Consider the following 17,438-nt stretch of genomic DNA (forward strand, 5'->3'; position numbering starts at 1 on the left):
TATTATTTACTCAATCTTTACTAAATCCTACGTTTAGATTTTACCTTATTCTCCTATAATGCAGTATGAAATTTTAAAATCCAAGATTAAGGAGAGAGAATGAAAAATATTTTTTTGGGTATTTTTTTAGGCGTGTTTTGTTTGGCGCAACCAAAACTCATCATTGCTCATAGGGGGGCAAGTGGTTATCTACCTGAGCATACTTTAGAGGCTAAAGTATTGGCGTATGCTCTTAATGCTAATTATATTGAGCAAGATTTGGCGATGAGTAAGGATGATCATTTGATTGTGATTCACGATTTGTATTTGGATAAGGTAAGTGATGTAAAAGAAAAATTTCCAAATAGGGCTAGAAAAGATGGACATTATTATGTGATTGATTTTACTTTAGATGAGCTTAGAAAATTGCGTATGAGTGAGGCTTTTAGCTGGAAAAATCAGCAAAGAAACCCTATTTATCCACAACGTTTTCCTGTTGGAAAATCTTATTTTACCTTACATACTTTTGAAGAAGAAATTGAGCTTATTGAGGGATTAAATCAAATCTTTGGCAAAGATATAGGTTTATATGTTGAGATTAAAAAACCTTGGTTCCATACTCAAGAGGGAAAAGATATTGCCAAAAAGACTTTAGAGGTATTGAAATCATATGGTTATACTACTAAAGATAGTAAGGTGTATCTCCAAAGTTTTGACTATCCTAATTTACTTTATATCAAAAAAGAGCTATTTCCTAAAATGAATATGGATTTAAAGTTAATAGCCTTAGTCGATGAACATCCTTCAAAAGAAACTTACGAATTCATTAAAGGAGAGTGGAGAGCTTATGATTTTTCTTATTTGTTAAGGGATAAAAATTATGCAGAAATTGCAAAAAATGTTGATGGGTTAGGGATTTGGAATGATTTGATTTTTGATATTAAAAAGAGCAAAAAGGGTTCCATTGTGCCTAATAATATCGTCAAGAATGCTCATTTGTATGGTTTGGAAGTCCATACTTATACAGGCAGAAGTGATGCCTTGCCTAGTTACGCTTCTTCGTTTGATGAGCTTTTAGAGGCAGTTTTGTTTAAAGCAGGTGCTGATGGGATTTTTACAGATTTTCCAGATACAGCTTTGAAGTTTGTGCAAGAGAAAAATATGCAAAAGTAGTGAGAAATAGTCGCAAGATGCTTGTAATTTAAACATTAGTTATTTACTATTATAAAACTTGACAATAATAGACTAAAGTTATATAATGCTCCTGAAATAAATCTTCAAGGAGTTCTTATGAATCTTTTAGAAAAATTTACCAACACTTTGCAAGAAACATTAGAGCAAGGAGCGTCTTTAGCCTTACATAATAAAAACCCAGAAATTGAAGTTATTCATTTGTTTTGGGCAATGCTTACGAATTCTAATTCTTTGCTTAATCAGGCTTTGAATCGATTAAATATAGAGAATGCAGCCTTAGAGCTAGAGGCAAAAAGTATTGCGAATAATCTGCCAAAAAGCTCTTCTGTAATGAAAGAAAATCTCAAAATTTCTAAAAACTTAAGCGAGACTTTTAATGTTGCCCAAGGACTTGCCACAAGCAATGGGGATTCTTATATCGCCGTGGATAGCTTTATCTTGGCGGGGTTGCAAAATGAAGTGATTAAAAATCTTTTTGGCAAATATCTTGATATTAATGAGCTAAAAAAGACTTTTGAGGTTATGCGAAGCGGGGCAAAGATTGACTCACAAAGCGGAGATGAGAATTTAGAATCTTTAGAAAAATTTGGCATTGATTTAACCAAAAAAGCCATTGATGGGAAGCTTGACCCTGTGATTGGGAGGGATGAGGAGATTACCCATATGATGCAAATTTTGATACGAAAAACAAAGAATAATCCTATTTTGTTAGGCGAACCCGGAGTTGGAAAAACGGCTGTTGTAGAGGGATTAGCCCAAAAGATTATCAAAAAAGAAGTGCCACTATCCTTGCAAAACAAAAGAGTCATAGCTTTGGATATGAGTGCTTTAATCGCTGGGGCGAAGTATCGTGGGGAGTTTGAAGATAGGTTAAAAAAGGTGATTGATGAGGTTAAAAAAAGCGGAAATGTGATTTTGTTTATTGATGAGATTCATACTATCGTAGGAGCTGGGGCTAGTGAGGGAAGTATGGATGCTGCAAATATTTTAAAACCCGCCCTTGCAAGAGGCGAGCTTCATACCATAGGAGCGACGACGCTTAAAGAGTATCGCAAATATTTTGAAAAAGATGCAGCATTACAAAGGAGATTCCAACCTGTATTGCTTAATGAGCCTAATGTCAATGAGGCTTTGCAGATTTTAAGAGGGATTAAAGAAAAGCTAGAAGCTCACCATAATGTAAGCATTACCGATGGCGCATTGGTAGCTGCTGCAAAGCTTTCTAATCGCTACATTACGGATAGATTCTTGCCCGATAAGGCGATTGATTTAATCGATGAAGCCGCTGCGGAGCTTAAAATGCAAATAGAATCAGAGCCTAGTGAGTTAGCCAAAATCAAGCGCATTATTGAATCGCTATGTGTGGAGAAGGAGGCGTTGTTAATGGAAAAAGAGGACAAAAACCAAGCAAGGATTAATGAGATAGAAAAAGAGCTTGGCGATAAAGAAGAGCAAAAGAAAAACCTCCAAGCCCAGTTTGAAAACGAAAAACAAGTTTTCAATGCCATAGCCCAAATCAAAATACAAATTGATGCTTTACGCACAGAAAGTGAGCTTGCAAAACGCAATAGTGATTTTAATAAAGCCGCAGAGATTGACTATGGGAAGATTCCAGAGCTTGAAAATCAACTAGAGGCACAAAATGAAAAATGGAAAAAAATGCAAGAGGCAGGGACTTTGCTAAAAAACGCTGTAACCCCAGAATCTATCGCAGGAGTGGTTAGTCGCTGGAGCGGGATTCCTATTAAAAAAATGCTTCAAGATGAAAAAGAGCGAATTTTGAGGGTTGAAGAGGAGCTAAAAAAAGATGTGATAGGGCAAGATAAGGCGTTGCATTCCATAGCAAGGGCAATAAAGCGCAATAAAGCCGGGCTAAGTGAGTTTAATCGCCCTATTGGAAGTTTTTTGTTTTTGGGACCCACAGGGGTTGGGAAAACAGAGAGTGCTAAGACTTTAGCGCGATTCCTCTTTGATAGCGATAAGAATCTCATTCGGCTTGATATGAGTGAGTATATGGAAAAACACGCAGCAAGCAGACTTGTGGGTGCGCCTCCGGGGTATGTAGGCTATGAAGAGGGGGGGCAGCTTACAGAGGCGGTGCGTAGGAAGCCTTATAGTGTGGTGCTATTTGATGAGATAGAAAAAGCCCATCCAGATGTGTTTAATATGCTTTTGCAAGTGCTTGATGATGGGAGATTGACGGATAATAAGGGTGTGGTGGTGGATTTTAGGAACACAATTATTATTTTAACGAGCAATATCGCAAGTGATAAGATTATGGAACTTAGTGATGAGGCGCAAAAAGAAAAGGCTGTAAAAGAGGCTTTGAAGGCTTACTTTAAGCCAGAATTTTTAAACCGCCTTGATGATATTGTGATTTTTAATCCTTTGGGATTAGAGCAGATTACGCACATTGTAGATATTTTGTTTAAAAATATTCAAAAGAAAGTTTCTGAAAGGGATATGACTATCACATTAGAGCAAAGTGCGAAGGAATATATCGCAAAAGTAGGATTTGATCCAATCTATGGCGCAAGACCTCTTAAGAGGGCTTTGTATGAGCAAGTAGAGGATGTTTTAGCGGATTTGATTTTGCAAGGTGCGATTAAAGAGGGGAGCGAGATTAGCTTTTATGCAGATGATGAGGGGATAAAAACCAGAATCGCTTAAGCATTGTCAAGCAATGAATCAAAGTCTCTTTAATGCTAAACTTTATCAAAAAATGATACAATGCTAAGATTAGTTACCAAGAAAATAATTTAAGCAAAAGGCAATAGAATGCTTGATTATAAGACTTTTCGTTCTTTGCTGTTTAAAAGCAATCCAGAAAGTGTGCATAATTTTTTAGAATCTCTTTGCAAAATAGCCCCAAAAATCCCCTATCTTTTGCCCTTTTTAGCCCAAAAATCTTGCGTAGAAGATGCTTCATTAATGCAAAAGATTGATGGAATGGATTTTTATAACCCCATTGGTTTAGCAGCAGGGTTTGATAAAAATGCGACGATGATAGAGACGCTTTGTTCTTTAGGGTTTTCGTTTTTAGAAGTTGGAGCAGTTACCCCAATGCCACAGCAAGGTAATCCTAAGCCTCGTTTGTGGCGACATATTACCGAAGAATCTTTACAAAACGTTATGGGATTTAATAATGATGGGGTGCAAAGTATTGCTAGTAGGATTGGAGGAATGTATCCTTTTTGCGTCCCATTAGGGATTAACATCGGGAAAAATAAAGCAACTCCCCAAGAAAAAGCTATTGAGGATTATTGCGCTTTAGCAAGAAGTTTTCAAATTACTAGTGATTATTTAAGCATTAATGTTTCTTCGCCCAATACGCCAGATTTACGAGATTTGCAAAATAAAGATTTTCTTAAAGAGCTATTTTTGGCATTAAGGGAGATTTATTCTAAGCCTTTATATCTAAAGATTTCTCCAGATTTAGAAATAGATTCTATTTTGGAACTCATTGAGGTAGCACTTAGCAGTGGGGCAAATGGAATCATTGCTACTAATACAACTACGGATTATTCTTTGGTTAAAACTCCCCAAAATTTAGGTGGCTTAAGTGGTAAGGTTTTAAGCCAAAAAAGTCGTGAAATTTTAAAAGAGATTGGCAAAGTGTATGCCAAAAAGACCACAATTATCAGTGTTGGGGGGATTTTTGACGCCAAAGAAGCTTATGAGAGGATTGCTTTGGGTGCAAATCTCATCCAAGTTTATAGTGGTTTGATTTTCGAAGGTCCTTTGCTTGTTTGGAAGATTAATCAAGGTTTAAAAGAATTATTAAATAATGATGGATTGGATAATATTTCCCAATTAGTAGGGGCTAATTTATAATGCGTAGCTTTTTGATATTTTTTGTTTTTTTAGGAGTTTTAATGGCGCAAAATACTTTTACTTCTTCACTTCCTAAGCATTACCAAAGTGTTTTAAAAAATGGTTTGGAAGTGGTGGTTATCCCTCTTAGGAATGGAAGTGGGGTTATTTCAACCGATATTTTTTACAAAGTAGGAAGTCGTAATGAGATTATGGGAAAAAGTGGCATAGCCCATATGTTAGAGCATCTAAACTTCAAATCTACCAAAAACTTAAAAGCTGGAGAGTTTGATAAAACTATTAAAAGTTTTGGAGGGATTACTAATGCTGCTACGAGCTTTGATTATACCCATTATTATGTAAAATCAAGCACACAAAATTTAGGTAAATCTTTAGGGCTTTTTGCAGAGGTTATGCAAAATCTTCAATTAAAAGATGAGGAGTTTCAGCCAGAGCGCAATGTCGTGCTAGAAGAGCGACTTTGGAGGACGGATAATAATCCTATGGGGTATTTATATTTTAGGCTTTTTAATACAGCCTTTGTGTATCATCCTTATCATTGGACGCCTATTGGTTTTATAGAAGATATTAAAAATTGGACGATTGAAGATATTAAAAACTTTCATAAAACCTATTATCAGCCTAAAAATGCCGTAATTGTGATTGCTGGTGATGTGGATGAAAAAACTGCTTTAAAAGAAGTAAAAAAGCATTTTGAATCCATTAAAAATCCAAAGATAGAGATTCCTAAGTTTTATACCATAGAGCCAAAACAAGATGGATTAAGAAGAACAGCGGTGCATAAGCAAAGTGAGGTGGAGATTTTAGCCCTTGCCTTTAAGATCCCCCCTTTTAATCACAAAGATCAAATAGCCTTGAGCGCATTAAGCCAAATTTTAAGCAGTGGTAAAAGTAGCGTATTAGTCAGTGAGATTGTTGATAAAAAGAGACTTGCTGCTGAAATTTATGCTTATAATATGGATTTAATTGATGAGGGTGTATTTGTGTTTTTAGCCCTTGCTAATGCTAAAGTTAGTTTGCAAAAGTTAGAAGGAGAGATTTTATCCCAAATTGAATCCATTAAAGAAGGCAAACTCAAACAAAGGGATTTGGATAAAGTAAAATCTAATATGAGGCTAAGCTTTCTTGAAGGTTTGCAATCAAGTAGCTTTGTTGCGAATTTGTTTGGGAGCTATATTGCAAGAGGAGATTTGCAATCTTTATTGGATTTTGAAGAGAATTTTGAAAATTTAAAACTAGAAGATATTGTTGAGGTGGCAAAGAAGTATCTTATTTCTTCAAATTTAAGTATTGCTACTTTAGAGAAGTGAGGAAACTATGCAAATGGAAAATCAAGCTATCGGGGCAATGACCGCTCTAGTTACTCCCTTTAAACAAGGGAAGGTTGATTTGCAAACCTATGAAAAACTTATCCAAAGACAAATCAATAATGGTATTGATGCAGTTGTTCCCGTAGGCACAACCGGAGAATCGGCGACTTTAAGCCATCAAGAACATAAAGAGTGCATTGAGGTTGCTATTAGTGTTTGCAAGGCAAATAAGGGAGTTTGCAAGGTTTTAGCGGGGGCTGGAAGTAATGCGACCCAAGAGGCTATAGAGCTTGCTAAGTTCGCCCAAAAGTGTGGTGCTGATGGTATTTTGTGCGTTACGCCTTATTATAATAAGCCCACCCAAGAGGGACTTTATCAGCATTACAAAACCGTTGCTAATGCCATTGAGATTCCGCTTATGCTTTATAATGTGCCGGGTAGAACGGGAGTGAATTTAGAATCCCCGACTATTTTGCGCCTTTTTGAGGAGATTCCAAACATTTATGGTGTCAAAGAAGCAAGTGGGAGTGTCGAAAAAGTTATTGATTTGAATGCGAGTGCTAGAGAGCTTGTTATTGTGAGTGGGGATGATTCTTTAAATTATCCTATTTTGTGCTGTGGTGGGGTTGGCGTTATTTCTGTAACTTCTAATCTCTTGCCCGATAAAATCGCGCAACTTGTTCATAGTCTTTTAGAGAAAAACGACTTTAAAAAGGCTCATAGTCTTAGTAACGAGCTTTATGCAGTCAATAAAGCACTCTTTTGTGAGAGCAATCCTATCCCTATTAAAGCGGCGATGTATTTAAGTGGATTGCTTGAAACCTTGGAGTATCGTTTGCCTTTGATTGCTCCAAGTGTGGAAAATATGAAATATTTAGAAAACATTTTAAAACATTATGAGGTTATTAAATGAAAGAAAATTTTAGAGGTAAAACATTAGTTATTAGTGGTGCTACAAGAGGCATTGGAAAGGCGATTTTGTATCGCTTTGCAAAAGAGGGCGTTAATATCGCATTTACTTATAATAAAAACCAAGAGGAAGCGCAAAAAATCATTAATGATGTGCAAAATAAATATGGTGTAAAAATAAAAACCTATCCTTTAAACATCTTAGAGCCAGAGACTTATAAGGATTTGTTTTTAGAGATTGATAAAGATTTTGAGAGAGTGGATTTCTTTATTAGTAATGCAATTATCTATGGCAAAAGTGTAGTTGGTGGATTTGCCCCTTTTATGCGCTTAAAGCCTAAGGGGCTAAACAATATTTATACCGCCACGGTTTTAGCCTTTGTGATAGGGGCGCAAGAGGCTGCAAAGCGGATGCAAAAAGTAGGCGGAGGAAGCATTATTTCTCTAAGCTCCACAGGAAATTTAGTCTATATGCCAAATTATGCCGGACACGGGAACTCTAAAAACGCTGTTGAAACAATGGTAAAATATGCGGCTATGGAGTTAGGAGAGTTTAATATTCGCGTCAATGCCGTGAGTGGAGGACCTATTGATACAGATGCGCTCAAAGCCTTTCCAGATTATGCAGAGATTAAATCAAAAGTAGAATCCCATAGCCCTCTTGGTCGTATGGGACAGCCAGAAGACATTGCTGGGGCTTGTTTGTTTTTGTGTGATGATGATTCTAGCTCTTGGCTCACTGGACAGACGATTGTAATTGATGGGGGGACAACCTTTAAATAAATGTGGAATATTCAAAAGCTTCCTAATCTCTTAACGATTCTTAGGATATTTTTTGCTTTTTTGTTGTTATGTATTATTCTTTATGGGCAATACCTTTTGCCTCCGCCCATTCACCCTACTTGGATAAATTATTTTGCTTGTTTGGTGTTTTGTATCGCAAGTATTACAGATTTTTTTGATGGATTTATTGCGAGGGAATATCAAGTAACTAGCAGTTTTGGAGAGATTTTTGACCCTCTAGCAGATAAGCTTTTGATGTTATCGGCGTTTATTGGGCTTTTGGTTTTGGAGAGGGCAAATGTGTGGGCTGTGTTTTTGATTTTAGTGCGCGAATTTTTTATCACGGGTTTGCGTGTAGTAGCAGCGACAAATGGAGTAAATGTCCAAGCTTCAAAACTAGGCAAATACAAAACAGGACTGCAAATTACAGCGGTTGCCTTTTTGCTTATGGATTATTCCTTTGCCCCAGCGACTTTGTGGTTAGCGGTTATTTTGACGCTTTATTCAGGCTATGATTATGTGCGATTTTATATGTTATCGCGTTAAAGGTTTGTAATGGGAATTATAGGTTCAATTTTGGTTTTGTCATTTTTGGTTTTTTTTCACGAATTAGGGCATTTTTTAGCCGCTAAATTCTTTGGTGTGAAGGTAGAGGCTTTTAGTATCGGCTTTGGCAAACAAAGAATCTTGAAAAAAGTCATAGGAGAGACAGAGTATTCTTTGCGTCCTATCCCACTTGGAGGATTTGTGCAGCTTAAAGGACAAAGCGATATAGATCCCAAAATGCGTAATTATGATAGAGATAGTCTCTATGGGATTGCACATTGGAAAAGGCTTGTTATTTTAGCAGCAGGGTCGTTTTTTAATCTTTTATTAGCCTTTTTGCTTTATATAGCAGTTGCATTTATTGGGCAAAATGAATTAGTGCCGGTTATTGGGAAAGTAGAGCCAAATATGCCAGCAAGTGAAGCGAGGCTAAAAGAGGGCGATGAGATATTGGCTATTAATGGGGATTTGATTAAAACTTGGGGGGAATTAAGCAAGGCTGTTGAGCAATCAAAGGGGAGTTTGGAGATTGTTTTTTTACGCAATAACCAAGAATATATTACGACTATTATTCCAAAGATAGGTCAGAGTAAAAATATTTTTGGAGAGGTTATATCGCGTCCTTTATTGGGAATTGTCTCATCTGGAGAAGTAAGGGTGGTTTCTTATTCTTTGTTTGAGAGCATTCCTGTGGCTTGGGATAAGACTCTTGAGGGGGGCTTACTTATCCTACAAGGGGTTAAAAAGCTTCTTAGCGGGATTGTCCCTGTTAGCGAAGTTGGTGGAGTTGTTTCTATTGTTTCTATTACCAAAAAGGCAACAGAGCTTGGGATTGTTACACTCTTTGCCTTTAGTGCTTTGATTTCTATTAATTTAGGAATTTTAAACCTATTACCTATCCCTGCTTTAGATGGCGGGCATATTATTTTTACGCTTTATGAGATGATAACTAAGAGGATTCCTAGTGTGAATACATTCTATCGCCTTACAATGGCAGGGTGGATTGTGCTTTTTGGTCTTATGGGGCTTGGGTTGTATAATGATATTTCAAGAATCCTAAATGGCGCAATGCCTTTTTAAAGCGAGAGAAAATGAAGTTTTTTGGGGTGTGTGTTAATCTTGTGTGTGCGGTGGTGTTTTTGAGTGGTTGTTTGTATCGCAATAAATGCGGCTATTCCAACTCTTATTGGGAGGAGAAGGGGTATTATTATGATGCACAAGGGAATTATCGCGAAATTTGCCCTCCTGATAATATTATTTATAGAGATGATGCGCCCAGAGGGAATGATAGCTTAATGGATTTTGATGCTCCAATCTATTAGAGCAAAGCGCAATGTAGCCCTAACCTTTAAGCATATCTTGCCATTAATAGAAAAATTAGAATCCCTAAAGTGCATTCCTAACAATGAATTAGAAAATGAAGTGTTGGAGTATGGAGAGTTTGTGGGGGGTAAGTTTCCTCATTTGAGCTTTCATTCACAATCTCTTATAAAAGAAGTCGCAAAATCGCTTATTCCTTGGCGTAAAGGACCTTTTAGGGTTAATGACTTAAGTATTGATAGCGAATGGAATAGTGCGATTAAATATGGACTTTTAGAGCCATTTTTGAATCTTGAAGGGAAGATTGTGGGGGATGTAGGCTGTAACAATGGCTATTATATGTTTAGGATGCTCCCACAAAACCCTAAACAAATCGTTGGTTTAGACCCTATGCCACTTTGTAAAGTGCAATTTGATTTTATGCAGTTTTTTATGAGGGATGAAAGGATAGCATTTGAGCTTTTGGGGATAGAGGATTTGCCATTTTTGGGAATAGAGTTTGATGTTTTGCTCTGTCTTGGGGTGCTTTATCATCGAAAAAGCCCATTGGATTCTATTAAAATTATCTACAATGCCTTAAAAAATGGCGGAGAAGCGATTTTTGATAGCATTATAATTCCCGGCGAAGAGGAAATTTGCCTTTGCCCAAAGGGGAGTTATGCAAAGATGAAAAATGTGTATTTTATCCCCACATTAAAAACTTTTGAAAATTGGCTTTATCGGTGCGGGTTTAAAGAAGTTACACTCATTGCGACAATCAAAACAGAAAAGATAGAGCAGAGAAAAACTCCTTGGAGCACTCAAGAGAGTTTGGAGGATTTTTTGGATTCTACTTCAAAAGAGACTATTGAGGGCTATCCAGCACCCCAAAGAGCCTATTTAAAGGTTAAGAAATGAATTTTAGTGTTTTAAGGCTTTTTGGTTATAATTCAGGCTACATTTTATATAAGGATCTTTAATGAAAAAACTCTTAACCATTTCTACAATAGTTGCTTTTTTAAGCTTACCAGTTTTAGCAGCTCCCTATGCTTTAGATAAAGCCAAATCAAAAGTAGATTTTCAGATAAATCATTTAAAGCTTTCTGTGGTTCATGGAAACTTTGATAAGTTTGAAGCTATTATTGATTATGATACTGCTAGTAATAAGCTTAATGTCTTTGAGGGCAAAGTCGAAGTTTCTTCTATAGATACTGCTAATACGAAACGAGATGAACATTTAAGGGCGGAGGATATTTTTAATGTCAAAAAATACCCTAATATGACTTTTAAGATGACAAAGTTTGAAAATGGGAAGATTTATGGAGATTTAACGATTAAGGGAGTAACAAAAGCAATTACATTAGATAGCACAATGAAAAATAAAGGGAATGTTTTAGAGGTTTTAGCCAACACTAAAGTTAAACGTTCTGATTTTAATGTCGTGTGGGAATCAAATCTTAAAGATAGTCTTGTAAGTGATGAATTAGAAATCAAGCTTACTTTAACCGCTATGTCAAAATAATCTTAGATTCTACGAAAGTAGAGTCTATCTATTTTCTTATTTAAATTGCCTCTACCCTAGCTTTTAATCATTAGCTACTTCAATAAATTAAATTACTTAAAGCATAAAATTTAAGATGAAGTTTTTAATAGAAGTTTCTAACGTCAAAGCATTATCATCTTGGTGGATTTTTATAGCAGAATATACAAAAAACCGCTAATTCTCCGCCTAATATTGGTGCTAAAAAGGAATAGCTATAACTAAAATCTAGCCAAACTTTAAGGGGCAAAAGAGGGCAGATTCGTGCTCCCCTATCTCTAGCGGGATTAATCGCATAGCCTGTGGTAGAACCAAGACTTAAGCCCAATAACCCAAACAAGAATCCCTACGGGCAAAGTCCCAATGTTCCCTAAGCCTATTTTTGCCTGTGGGTCTTGAGTGAGTAAAATAAAAGAGTCCCCTTATGATTGCTCTAAGGCTATCTTATGTGGGTAATTCCAAATTTCTTGGTTTTTTAATCCCTTAGAGGGGATGGTTGTTTTTGGAGTAAAGGGATGAATGCTAATTGATAAAATAGCCTTGCCATATCCCCATAGGGGGCTTGTGGGATTATTTTGTATGTGTTAGAATCTCTAAAAATTTAGGAGTATAAAATGCATATGGCAGATGCTTTACTCTCTCCTTCTGTGGCAGGGATAATGTATGTTTGTTCGGGTGTTGTTGGGGCATATTGCATTAAAAAAATACAAACACAAGATGACCCTAAGAAAATTGCTATGATGGGAATTATGGGGGCTTTTGTGTTTGCTACACAAATGATTAATTTCTCCATACCCGCAACAGGTTCTTCCGGGCATTTATCTGGAGGTGTTTTGCTTATGGCAATCTTAGGACCTTATGCAGCCTTTTTAACAATGATTAGTGTGCTTTTTATCCAAAGCCTTTTATTTGCCGATGGCGGGTTGTTGGCATTGGGGGCTAATATTTGGAATATGGGATTTTATGGCTGTTTTATTGGGGCATTGATATGGAAAGCCATTATAGCAAGGGGTATTTCTAGGGGTAAAATTATCCTTGCTTCTATCCTTGCTAGTGTTATTACTTTACAATTTGGTGCTTTTTCTGTGGTTTTAGAAACATTGGCTTCGAGTATTACTTCCTTGCCTTTCACAGCTTTTCTTGCGGCTATGCAACCCATTCATTTGGCTATTGGTTTTGTTGATGGGCTTATAACGGCTATGGTGCTATGTTTTATTTATGAGATGCGTGCAAATATCTTGTGGGGTGTCGAAGATTCTACTCCTAATCGCCAAAAATTTGCTTTTTCAAAGCTCTTTGCTCTATTGGCTATTATCACATTTGTGATTGCTGGATTGCTTTCACTCATAGCTTCAGGACTTCCTGATGGATTGGAATGGTCTTTAGAGAGAGTGGCGGGTTCTAGTGAGTTAAAAGCAGAGGGAAATATTTATGAGAGTGCTTTAGCTTTACAAGAGAGCATCGCATTGCTTCCAGATTATGGTTTTTTGGGTTCTGAAAGTATTTTAGGGACTTCTTTTTCTGGTATTGTGGGTTCTTTGGTTGTGTTATTCCTTTGTGTGTTGGGTTGTTATTTCTTTAGGATTTTTAAGAATAAGCGGTATGGATAAAATATCTAGCGCATTAGAGCAAATACGAATACTAGATGAATTATCTAGGGAGGATAAATGGATTAATAAGATTCATCCTCTTTTTAAATTAATCGTTACACTTTTTTATATCATTCTTGTTGTCTCCTATGATAAATACCATATTATAGGGTTGCTTATTATGCTAGTTTATCCGCTTGTTATGTTTGAGCTTAGTGGAATCCCTTTGTTTAAAACTCTATATCGCCTAAGATTCTTGCTTATTTTCATTGCTTTTTTAGGGATTTTCAATCCTTTTTTTGATGATAAGCCTTTGATTGTGTGGGGGCAAGTTACCCTAACCGGAGGGGTAATTTCTATGATTACGCTTATTCTTAAGGGAATACTAAGCCTTTTGGCTTCTTATTTGCTTATTGCTACCACTTCTATGGAGGGGATTTGCTATGCTTTGAGGACTTTGTATGTGCCTAAGGTGCTTGTTACACAGATTTTGCTTACCTATCGTTATATTCCTATTTTTTTGTTAGAGGTTCAATGCACTTTAGAAGCCTATTCTCTAAAGACGCCCAAAAAAGGAGGGATTAGCTTTAAAGCTTGGGGGTCTTTAGTGGGATTAATCCTTTTAAGGAGCATAAATAGGGCTTATGAAGTGTATCAGAGTATGCGTTTAAGAGGCTTTAGTGGAGAGTTTTATTTTTTAAAGTATGGCAAGGTTGTATGGATTCAATCTTGGTATGCAATAAGCTGGGTGATTGTTTTGTCCTTATTTCGCAATATTTTTATCTTTGAGATGGTAGGAGATTGGTTTTTATGAATCTTTCAAATCCTTATGTGGTGGTTGATAAACTTAATTTTGGCTATAAAAAAGAGAATGTTTTATTAAAAAATCTATCTTTTGAGATTTTAGAGGGAGAGAGTGTAGGTATCATAGGGCAAAATGGTGCGGGAAAATCCACGCTTTTAAAGTTATTAGTAGGGCTTGAGAGTAATTTTAGCGGAGAAGTTTTTATCGACAAAATAGCCCTAAAGAAAGAAAATTTGGCACTTATTTTACAAAAGATAGGCTATGTTTTCCAAGAATCTAATCATCAGCTTTTTATGCCTAATGTTTATGATGATATAGCCTTTGCTCCAAGGAATTATCGATTGCTAGAAGTGGATACATTGGTGCATAATGCGCTAGAAAAAGTAGGGATTTTGCATTTAAAGCATAGGCAGACTTATGGATTATCAGGAGGGGAGAAAAAGCTAGTATGTATCGCAAGTGCTTTGGCGATGAATCCAGATATTTTATTACTTGATGAGCCTTCTATTACTCTTGATTCCAAAAATCGTAGGAATCTCATACAGATTTTAAAGAATCTACCCCAAAGTAAGGTGATTATTTCTCACGATTTGGACTTTTTATTAGAAACTTGCTCGAAAATCCTAATGCTTTATAGGGGTGAGATTGTAGCTCAAGGAAAGTGTAAAGAAATACTTACCAATAAAGACTTGCTGGAGAAATATAATTTAGAGCTTCCCCTCTCTTATCAGGGAAGTTTAGGTATTTAAGAAGTTATAGGAATTTATCAATAGCTTTTTGAAGTTCTTTGATGGTTTCAGCATCGTTTGTTTTTATGGCATTAACAATGCAGTGATCAATATGGTCTTTTAAAACCACCTTTGCTATCCCATTAATAGCGGATTTCACAGCAGCTAATTGGATAAGTATTTCGCTACAATCCCTATCGTTTTTTACCATAGTTTTTATCGATTCCATATGCCCTATCGCCCTTGATAGCCGGTTTAATACAATTTTTGTTTGTGTATGTTGGAGAGTTTTATTACACATTTTCGCTCCTAGAATGTTAGATACCAAGATACCAAAATATTCACGCCCATACCTATTAGCAAAAGCGGGGTTGTGCGCTTGATAATCTCTATGGGAGGAATCTTTGCAAAACCTGCAAGGGCTAAGATTCCCCCCGCAATAGGAGAGGCTGCCCTGCCTAAAGCCGAAGCGATTTCTATGGGTAAAACCAAAGTAATAGGGGCAATTCCAAGCTTTGTTGCAATATCTGGGGCTAATCTCCCAAAGGCATTAAAGGCGGCAATGCCACTTCCCATAATCATTGCGAAAAAATACACCAAAAAGCTTAAAATGGTAATGGTTACAAATACTGCAGAAACCCCTAAATTTGCAATCCCATCGGTTAAAATCCCAATCCCTCCTAATGCCTTAATCCCCTCTGCAAAAACACTTGCTGCGATAATAATGCTAACCACAGAGACAAAGATTTCACTCATTGCCTTTAGGATTACCACCATATCCTCGCCTAATTTTTTTGCATCTTTATGCCTTATAAATTCTATAACAAAAACTAATGCGATGCTTAAAAAATTTGCCGTAATCACATCAAGCTTGATTTGGAGAAAATACGCAACAAATAAAAACACCACAGGCAACCAAGGGAAAAATATATAAACAATCGGGCATTTTGGATCGATAATCTCTGGAATCTCATTTTGTGTTTGTAAGAGATTTTTTGCTTTGTCTCTTTTATCGATGTAGGCAAAATAAAAGGAGATTAAGAGAGCAATGACTGCAACATAAGCTAAGACTACCCAGAGTTGATAGTCTAAAAATAATCCCACGACATTATCTTTTTGCCCCACCATATCTGCCATATTAATGGAGTTTCCATCCTTTGGTCCATAATCTAGCGCAATAAGCGATAGCACACTTACTGCAATAACAGGGCGAATCCCAAGTGCTACTAGCACAGGATAAATACAAGCAAGTAAGAGAAGCAAAAGCCCCGCATAACTTGAAATAACGATTTTTAAAGCCATACCCACGACAAAAGTTCCGCTTAAAATGAGGTATTTGTTTTGGAGTTTGCTTAAGGGTTTGTTGGCTAGGAAGGCAAGTTTGGCAGAGGCGTTGATGTGCTTCATATAGGCTGCAAAACCCGCAACAGACATAATAATAAGCCCAACCCCTGCAAGTTGTTTTTTAAAAGTCGCTGTTAGGAAGGTAAAGCTATCTAGGAGGGTTGTCAAAAAGGTTATTTCTTCTGGTTTTCTTTGAATCCCTGAAGCAATAGGAGTGCCTGTGAGGTAAAAGGCAAAGATTAAAAGCAAAATCCCAGAGAATAAAAAGATAAAAATGGGATTGTATTGCTTGAGAATATAATAAGCCACAATGCTTGTGGCTACAATGGTTGAGAGTATCATTAAAAGATTCATATATCCTCCTTTTAAGTGTTAAGAGTTTCGCATAATAAGGCTTTGTGGGAGGTTAAAGAGATAAATAAGCTCTTCTTCCTTTATGCGATGCTCACCCTCATCTTTTTCGTGGTCAAAGCCTATTAGGTGGAGGATGCCATGAATAAATAATAAGGCAATTTCATCTTCTAAAGAATGTTCAAGGGTATTAGCAACAGCTTGTGCGTAATCTAGTGAAATAATGATACTCCCTATTAGGGGAGAGAATTCACTTTCTAAGGGAAAGGATAAAACATCAGTAGCTTCATCTTTGTTCCTGTGGTTTTTATTAAAAGATTGTATGGTTGCATTATCTACCAATAAAACCTCGCATTGTTTGTGGGTTAAGTTTGAATCTTGAAGGATTTTATCAAAGATTTGTTCTAATAAATCACAAAAATGCTTTTGGAGAATATAATTGGTTTGGTTGTGGTAGTCGATTTTAGGAAACATTAATCTCTAATTCTACGGGGCAGTGGTCGCTACCCATAATTTGTGGATGAATTTTTGCTCCTATGAGTTGGGAGTTAAGGCTTTTAGAGCATAGAAAATAATCAATTCTCCATCCCGTGTTATTTTCTCTTGCTTTGCCCATATAGCTCCACCAGCTATAAGCTCCCTCTAAATTAGGATAAAAGTATCGAAAAGTATCTGTAAAACCAGAATCTAATAAAAGCGACATTTTTTCTCTCTCTTCATCTGTAAAACCAGCATTCCTACGATTTGTTTTGGGGTTTTTTAAATCAATTTCTTGGTGTGCTACATTTAAGTCTCCACAAACAATGGCAGGCTTAGATTCTTCTAGTTTTTTTAAAAAAGCCCGAAAATCATCTTCCCATTGCATTCTATACTCTAATCTTTCTAATTCTCTTTTGGAGTTTGGTGTATAGACATTTACCAAATAAAAATTTTGGAATTCTGCTGTGATGATTCTGCCCTCTTTGTCGTGATGCTCTATTCCCATATCATAGGTTACACTCAAGGGTTTGATTTTGCTAAAGATTGCTACTCCAGAATATCCCTTTTTCTCTGCACTATTCCAAAACTCCTCATAGCCCTTAAATTCAAAAGCCGCTTGTTCTTTTTGCATTTTAGATTCTTGGATACAAAAAATATCTGCATTAATGGCATTGAAAAAATCCATAAAACCCTTATTCATACAAGCCCTTAATCCATTAACATTCCACGAGATTAATTTCATAGTTT

Annotated in this window: 19 protein-coding genes; 14 read left to right on the plus strand and 5 right to left on the minus strand. The window is 36.4% G+C overall.

Annotation, left to right across the window (positions count from 1 at the left end):
• The first annotated feature begins 99 nt into the window (after nt 1–99).
• The 11 genes from glpQ (at nt 100) to C6H18_RS01045 (ending at nt 11,376) form a co-directional block, all read left to right on the plus strand.
• Nucleotides 100–1,152, plus strand: a complete 1,053-nt coding sequence (glpQ, locus tag C6H18_RS00995; RefSeq protein WP_104721262.1) for a glycerophosphodiester phosphodiesterase — start codon at nt 100–102, stop codon at nt 1,150–1,152.
• Between the two features lie 117 nt (nt 1,153–1,269).
• Nucleotides 1,270–3,843 carry an ATP-dependent Clp protease ATP-binding subunit gene (locus C6H18_RS01000; RefSeq protein ID WP_104721263.1) on the plus strand — a complete coding sequence of 858 codons (2,574 nt, stop codon included), beginning with the start codon at nt 1,270–1,272 and terminating at the stop codon, nt 3,841–3,843.
• Nucleotides 3,844–3,951: 108 nt separating this feature from the next.
• Nucleotides 3,952–5,007 carry a quinone-dependent dihydroorotate dehydrogenase gene (locus tag C6H18_RS01005; protein ID WP_104721264.1) on the plus strand — a complete coding sequence of 352 codons (1,056 nt, stop codon included), beginning with the start codon at nt 3,952–3,954 and terminating at the stop codon, nt 5,005–5,007.
• Nucleotides 5,008–5,048: 41 nt separating this feature from the next.
• Nucleotides 5,049–6,317, plus strand: a complete 1,269-nt coding sequence (locus tag C6H18_RS01010) for a M16 family metallopeptidase (RefSeq protein WP_104721293.1) — start codon at nt 5,049–5,051, stop codon at nt 6,315–6,317.
• Between the two features lie 7 nt (nt 6,318–6,324).
• Nucleotides 6,325–7,230, plus strand: a complete 906-nt coding sequence (dapA, locus tag C6H18_RS01015) for a 4-hydroxy-tetrahydrodipicolinate synthase (RefSeq protein ID WP_104721265.1) — start codon at nt 6,325–6,327, stop codon at nt 7,228–7,230.
• Nucleotides 7,227–8,009: an enoyl-ACP reductase gene (locus tag C6H18_RS01020; RefSeq protein ID WP_104721266.1), complete on the plus strand. Its 783-nt coding sequence runs from the start codon at nt 7,227–7,229 to the stop codon at nt 8,007–8,009. The genes dapA and C6H18_RS01020 overlap by 4 nt, the downstream gene beginning before the upstream one ends.
• On the plus strand, nt 8,010–8,555 hold the full coding sequence (gene pgsA / locus C6H18_RS01025; RefSeq protein WP_104721267.1) for a CDP-diacylglycerol--glycerol-3-phosphate 3-phosphatidyltransferase: 546 nt from the start codon (nt 8,010–8,012) through the stop codon (nt 8,553–8,555).
• A 9-nt stretch (nt 8,556–8,564) separates the two neighbouring features.
• Nucleotides 8,565–9,635: an RIP metalloprotease RseP gene (gene rseP, locus C6H18_RS01030; RefSeq protein WP_104721268.1), complete on the plus strand. Its 1,071-nt coding sequence runs from the start codon at nt 8,565–8,567 to the stop codon at nt 9,633–9,635.
• Between the two features lie 11 nt (nt 9,636–9,646).
• Nucleotides 9,647–9,877 carry a hypothetical protein gene (locus C6H18_RS01035; RefSeq protein WP_104721269.1) on the plus strand — a complete coding sequence of 77 codons (231 nt, stop codon included), beginning with the start codon at nt 9,647–9,649 and terminating at the stop codon, nt 9,875–9,877.
• Nucleotides 9,861–10,772, plus strand: a complete 912-nt coding sequence (cmoB, locus tag C6H18_RS01040) for a tRNA 5-methoxyuridine(34)/uridine 5-oxyacetic acid(34) synthase CmoB (RefSeq protein ID WP_233704014.1) — start codon at nt 9,861–9,863, stop codon at nt 10,770–10,772. The genes C6H18_RS01035 and cmoB overlap by 17 nt, the downstream gene beginning before the upstream one ends.
• A 61-nt stretch (nt 10,773–10,833) precedes the next feature.
• On the plus strand, nt 10,834–11,376 hold the full coding sequence (locus tag C6H18_RS01045; RefSeq protein WP_104721271.1) for a YceI family protein: 543 nt from the start codon (nt 10,834–10,836) through the stop codon (nt 11,374–11,376).
• 154 nt (nt 11,377–11,530) lie between these two features.
• Here the strand turns inward: C6H18_RS01045 and C6H18_RS01050 are convergent, their stop codons facing one another.
• Entirely contained in the window at nt 11,531–11,734 is a 204-nt protein-coding gene (locus tag C6H18_RS01050; RefSeq protein WP_233704015.1) for an MIP/aquaporin family protein, read from the minus strand.
• A gap of 274 nt (nt 11,735–12,008) precedes the next feature.
• Between C6H18_RS01050 and C6H18_RS01055 the strand changes: the two genes are divergently transcribed.
• The 3 genes from C6H18_RS01055 to C6H18_RS01065 are packed head-to-tail and all read left to right on the plus strand — an operon-like array spanning nt 12,009 to nt 14,537.
• Entirely contained in the window at nt 12,009–13,004 is a 996-nt protein-coding gene (locus C6H18_RS01055) for an energy-coupling factor ABC transporter permease (RefSeq protein WP_104721272.1), read from the plus strand.
• Entirely contained in the window at nt 12,997–13,797 is an 801-nt protein-coding gene (gene cbiQ / locus C6H18_RS01060; protein WP_104721273.1) for a cobalt ECF transporter T component CbiQ, read from the plus strand. Before C6H18_RS01055 ends, cbiQ begins: the two co-directional genes overlap by 8 nt.
• Nucleotides 13,794–14,537 (plus strand): energy-coupling factor ABC transporter ATP-binding protein, encoded by a 744-nt coding sequence (locus C6H18_RS01065; protein WP_104721274.1) that lies wholly within the window; start codon nt 13,794–13,796, stop codon nt 14,535–14,537. The genes cbiQ and C6H18_RS01065 overlap by 4 nt, the downstream gene beginning before the upstream one ends.
• A gap of 4 nt (nt 14,538–14,541) precedes the next feature.
• Here the strand turns inward: C6H18_RS01065 and C6H18_RS01070 are convergent, their stop codons facing one another.
• From C6H18_RS01070 to C6H18_RS01085, 4 genes are read right to left on the minus strand one after another with little or no spacing between them, the layout of a single operon-like run.
• Nucleotides 14,542–14,817 carry a metal-sensing transcriptional repressor gene (locus tag C6H18_RS01070; protein ID WP_104721275.1) on the minus strand — a complete coding sequence of 92 codons (276 nt, stop codon included), beginning with the start codon at nt 14,815–14,817 and terminating at the stop codon, nt 14,542–14,544.
• Nucleotides 14,818–14,825: 8 nt separating this feature from the next.
• Entirely contained in the window at nt 14,826–16,214 is a 1,389-nt protein-coding gene (gene dcuC, locus C6H18_RS01075; protein ID WP_104721276.1) for a C4-dicarboxylate transporter DcuC, read from the minus strand.
• An 18-nt stretch (nt 16,215–16,232) separates the two neighbouring features.
• Nucleotides 16,233–16,685, minus strand: coding sequence for an rRNA maturation RNase YbeY (ybeY, locus tag C6H18_RS01080; protein ID WP_104721277.1), 453 nt, complete (start codon nt 16,683–16,685; stop codon nt 16,233–16,235).
• Nucleotides 16,675–17,433: an exodeoxyribonuclease III gene (locus C6H18_RS01085; RefSeq protein ID WP_104721278.1), complete on the minus strand. Its 759-nt coding sequence runs from the start codon at nt 17,431–17,433 to the stop codon at nt 16,675–16,677. The genes ybeY and C6H18_RS01085 overlap by 11 nt, the downstream gene beginning before the upstream one ends.
• Nucleotides 17,434–17,438: the final 5 nt, after the last annotated feature.

It is taken from the genome of Helicobacter mesocricetorum (genome assembly GCF_900198605.1).
Lineage (GTDB): Bacteria > Campylobacterota > Campylobacteria > Campylobacterales > Helicobacteraceae > Helicobacter_D > Helicobacter_D mesocricetorum.

Excerpts from the sequence above, each read along its gene's own strand:
- glpQ (WP_104721262.1), top strand. The coding sequence starts at position 100 with ATGAAAAATATTTTTTTGGGTATTTTTTTAGGCGTGTTTTGTTTGGCG.
- C6H18_RS01000 (WP_104721263.1), top strand. The coding sequence starts at position 1,270 with ATGAATCTTTTAGAAAAATTTACCAACACTTTGCAAGAAACATTAGAG.
- C6H18_RS01005 (WP_104721264.1), top strand. The coding sequence starts at position 3,952 with ATGCTTGATTATAAGACTTTTCGTTCTTTGCTGTTTAAAAGCAATCCA.
- C6H18_RS01010 (WP_104721293.1), top strand. The coding sequence starts at position 5,049 with ATGGCGCAAAATACTTTTACTTCTTCACTTCCTAAGCATTACCAAAGT.
- dapA (WP_104721265.1), top strand. The coding sequence starts at position 6,325 with ATGCAAATGGAAAATCAAGCTATCGGGGCAATGACCGCTCTAGTTACT.
- C6H18_RS01020 (WP_104721266.1), top strand. The coding sequence starts at position 7,227 with ATGAAAGAAAATTTTAGAGGTAAAACATTAGTTATTAGTGGTGCTACA.
- pgsA (WP_104721267.1), top strand. The coding sequence starts at position 8,010 with ATGTGGAATATTCAAAAGCTTCCTAATCTCTTAACGATTCTTAGGATA.
- rseP (WP_104721268.1), top strand. The coding sequence starts at position 8,565 with ATGGGAATTATAGGTTCAATTTTGGTTTTGTCATTTTTGGTTTTTTTT.
- C6H18_RS01035 (WP_104721269.1), top strand. The coding sequence starts at position 9,647 with ATGAAGTTTTTTGGGGTGTGTGTTAATCTTGTGTGTGCGGTGGTGTTT.
- cmoB (WP_233704014.1), top strand. The coding sequence starts at position 9,861 with ATGCTCCAATCTATTAGAGCAAAGCGCAATGTAGCCCTAACCTTTAAG.
- C6H18_RS01045 (WP_104721271.1), top strand. The coding sequence starts at position 10,834 with ATGAAAAAACTCTTAACCATTTCTACAATAGTTGCTTTTTTAAGCTTA.
- C6H18_RS01055 (WP_104721272.1), top strand. The coding sequence starts at position 12,009 with ATGCATATGGCAGATGCTTTACTCTCTCCTTCTGTGGCAGGGATAATG.
- cbiQ (WP_104721273.1), top strand. The coding sequence starts at position 12,997 with ATGGATAAAATATCTAGCGCATTAGAGCAAATACGAATACTAGATGAA.
- C6H18_RS01065 (WP_104721274.1), top strand. The coding sequence starts at position 13,794 with ATGAATCTTTCAAATCCTTATGTGGTGGTTGATAAACTTAATTTTGGC.
- C6H18_RS01070 (WP_104721275.1), bottom strand. The coding sequence starts at position 14,817 with ATGTGTAATAAAACTCTCCAACATACACAAACAAAAATTGTATTAAAC.
- dcuC (WP_104721276.1), bottom strand. The coding sequence starts at position 16,214 with ATGAATCTTTTAATGATACTCTCAACCATTGTAGCCACAAGCATTGTG.
- ybeY (WP_104721277.1), bottom strand. The coding sequence starts at position 16,685 with ATGTTTCCTAAAATCGACTACCACAACCAAACCAATTATATTCTCCAA.
- C6H18_RS01085 (WP_104721278.1), bottom strand. The coding sequence starts at position 17,433 with ATGAAATTAATCTCGTGGAATGTTAATGGATTAAGGGCTTGTATGAAT.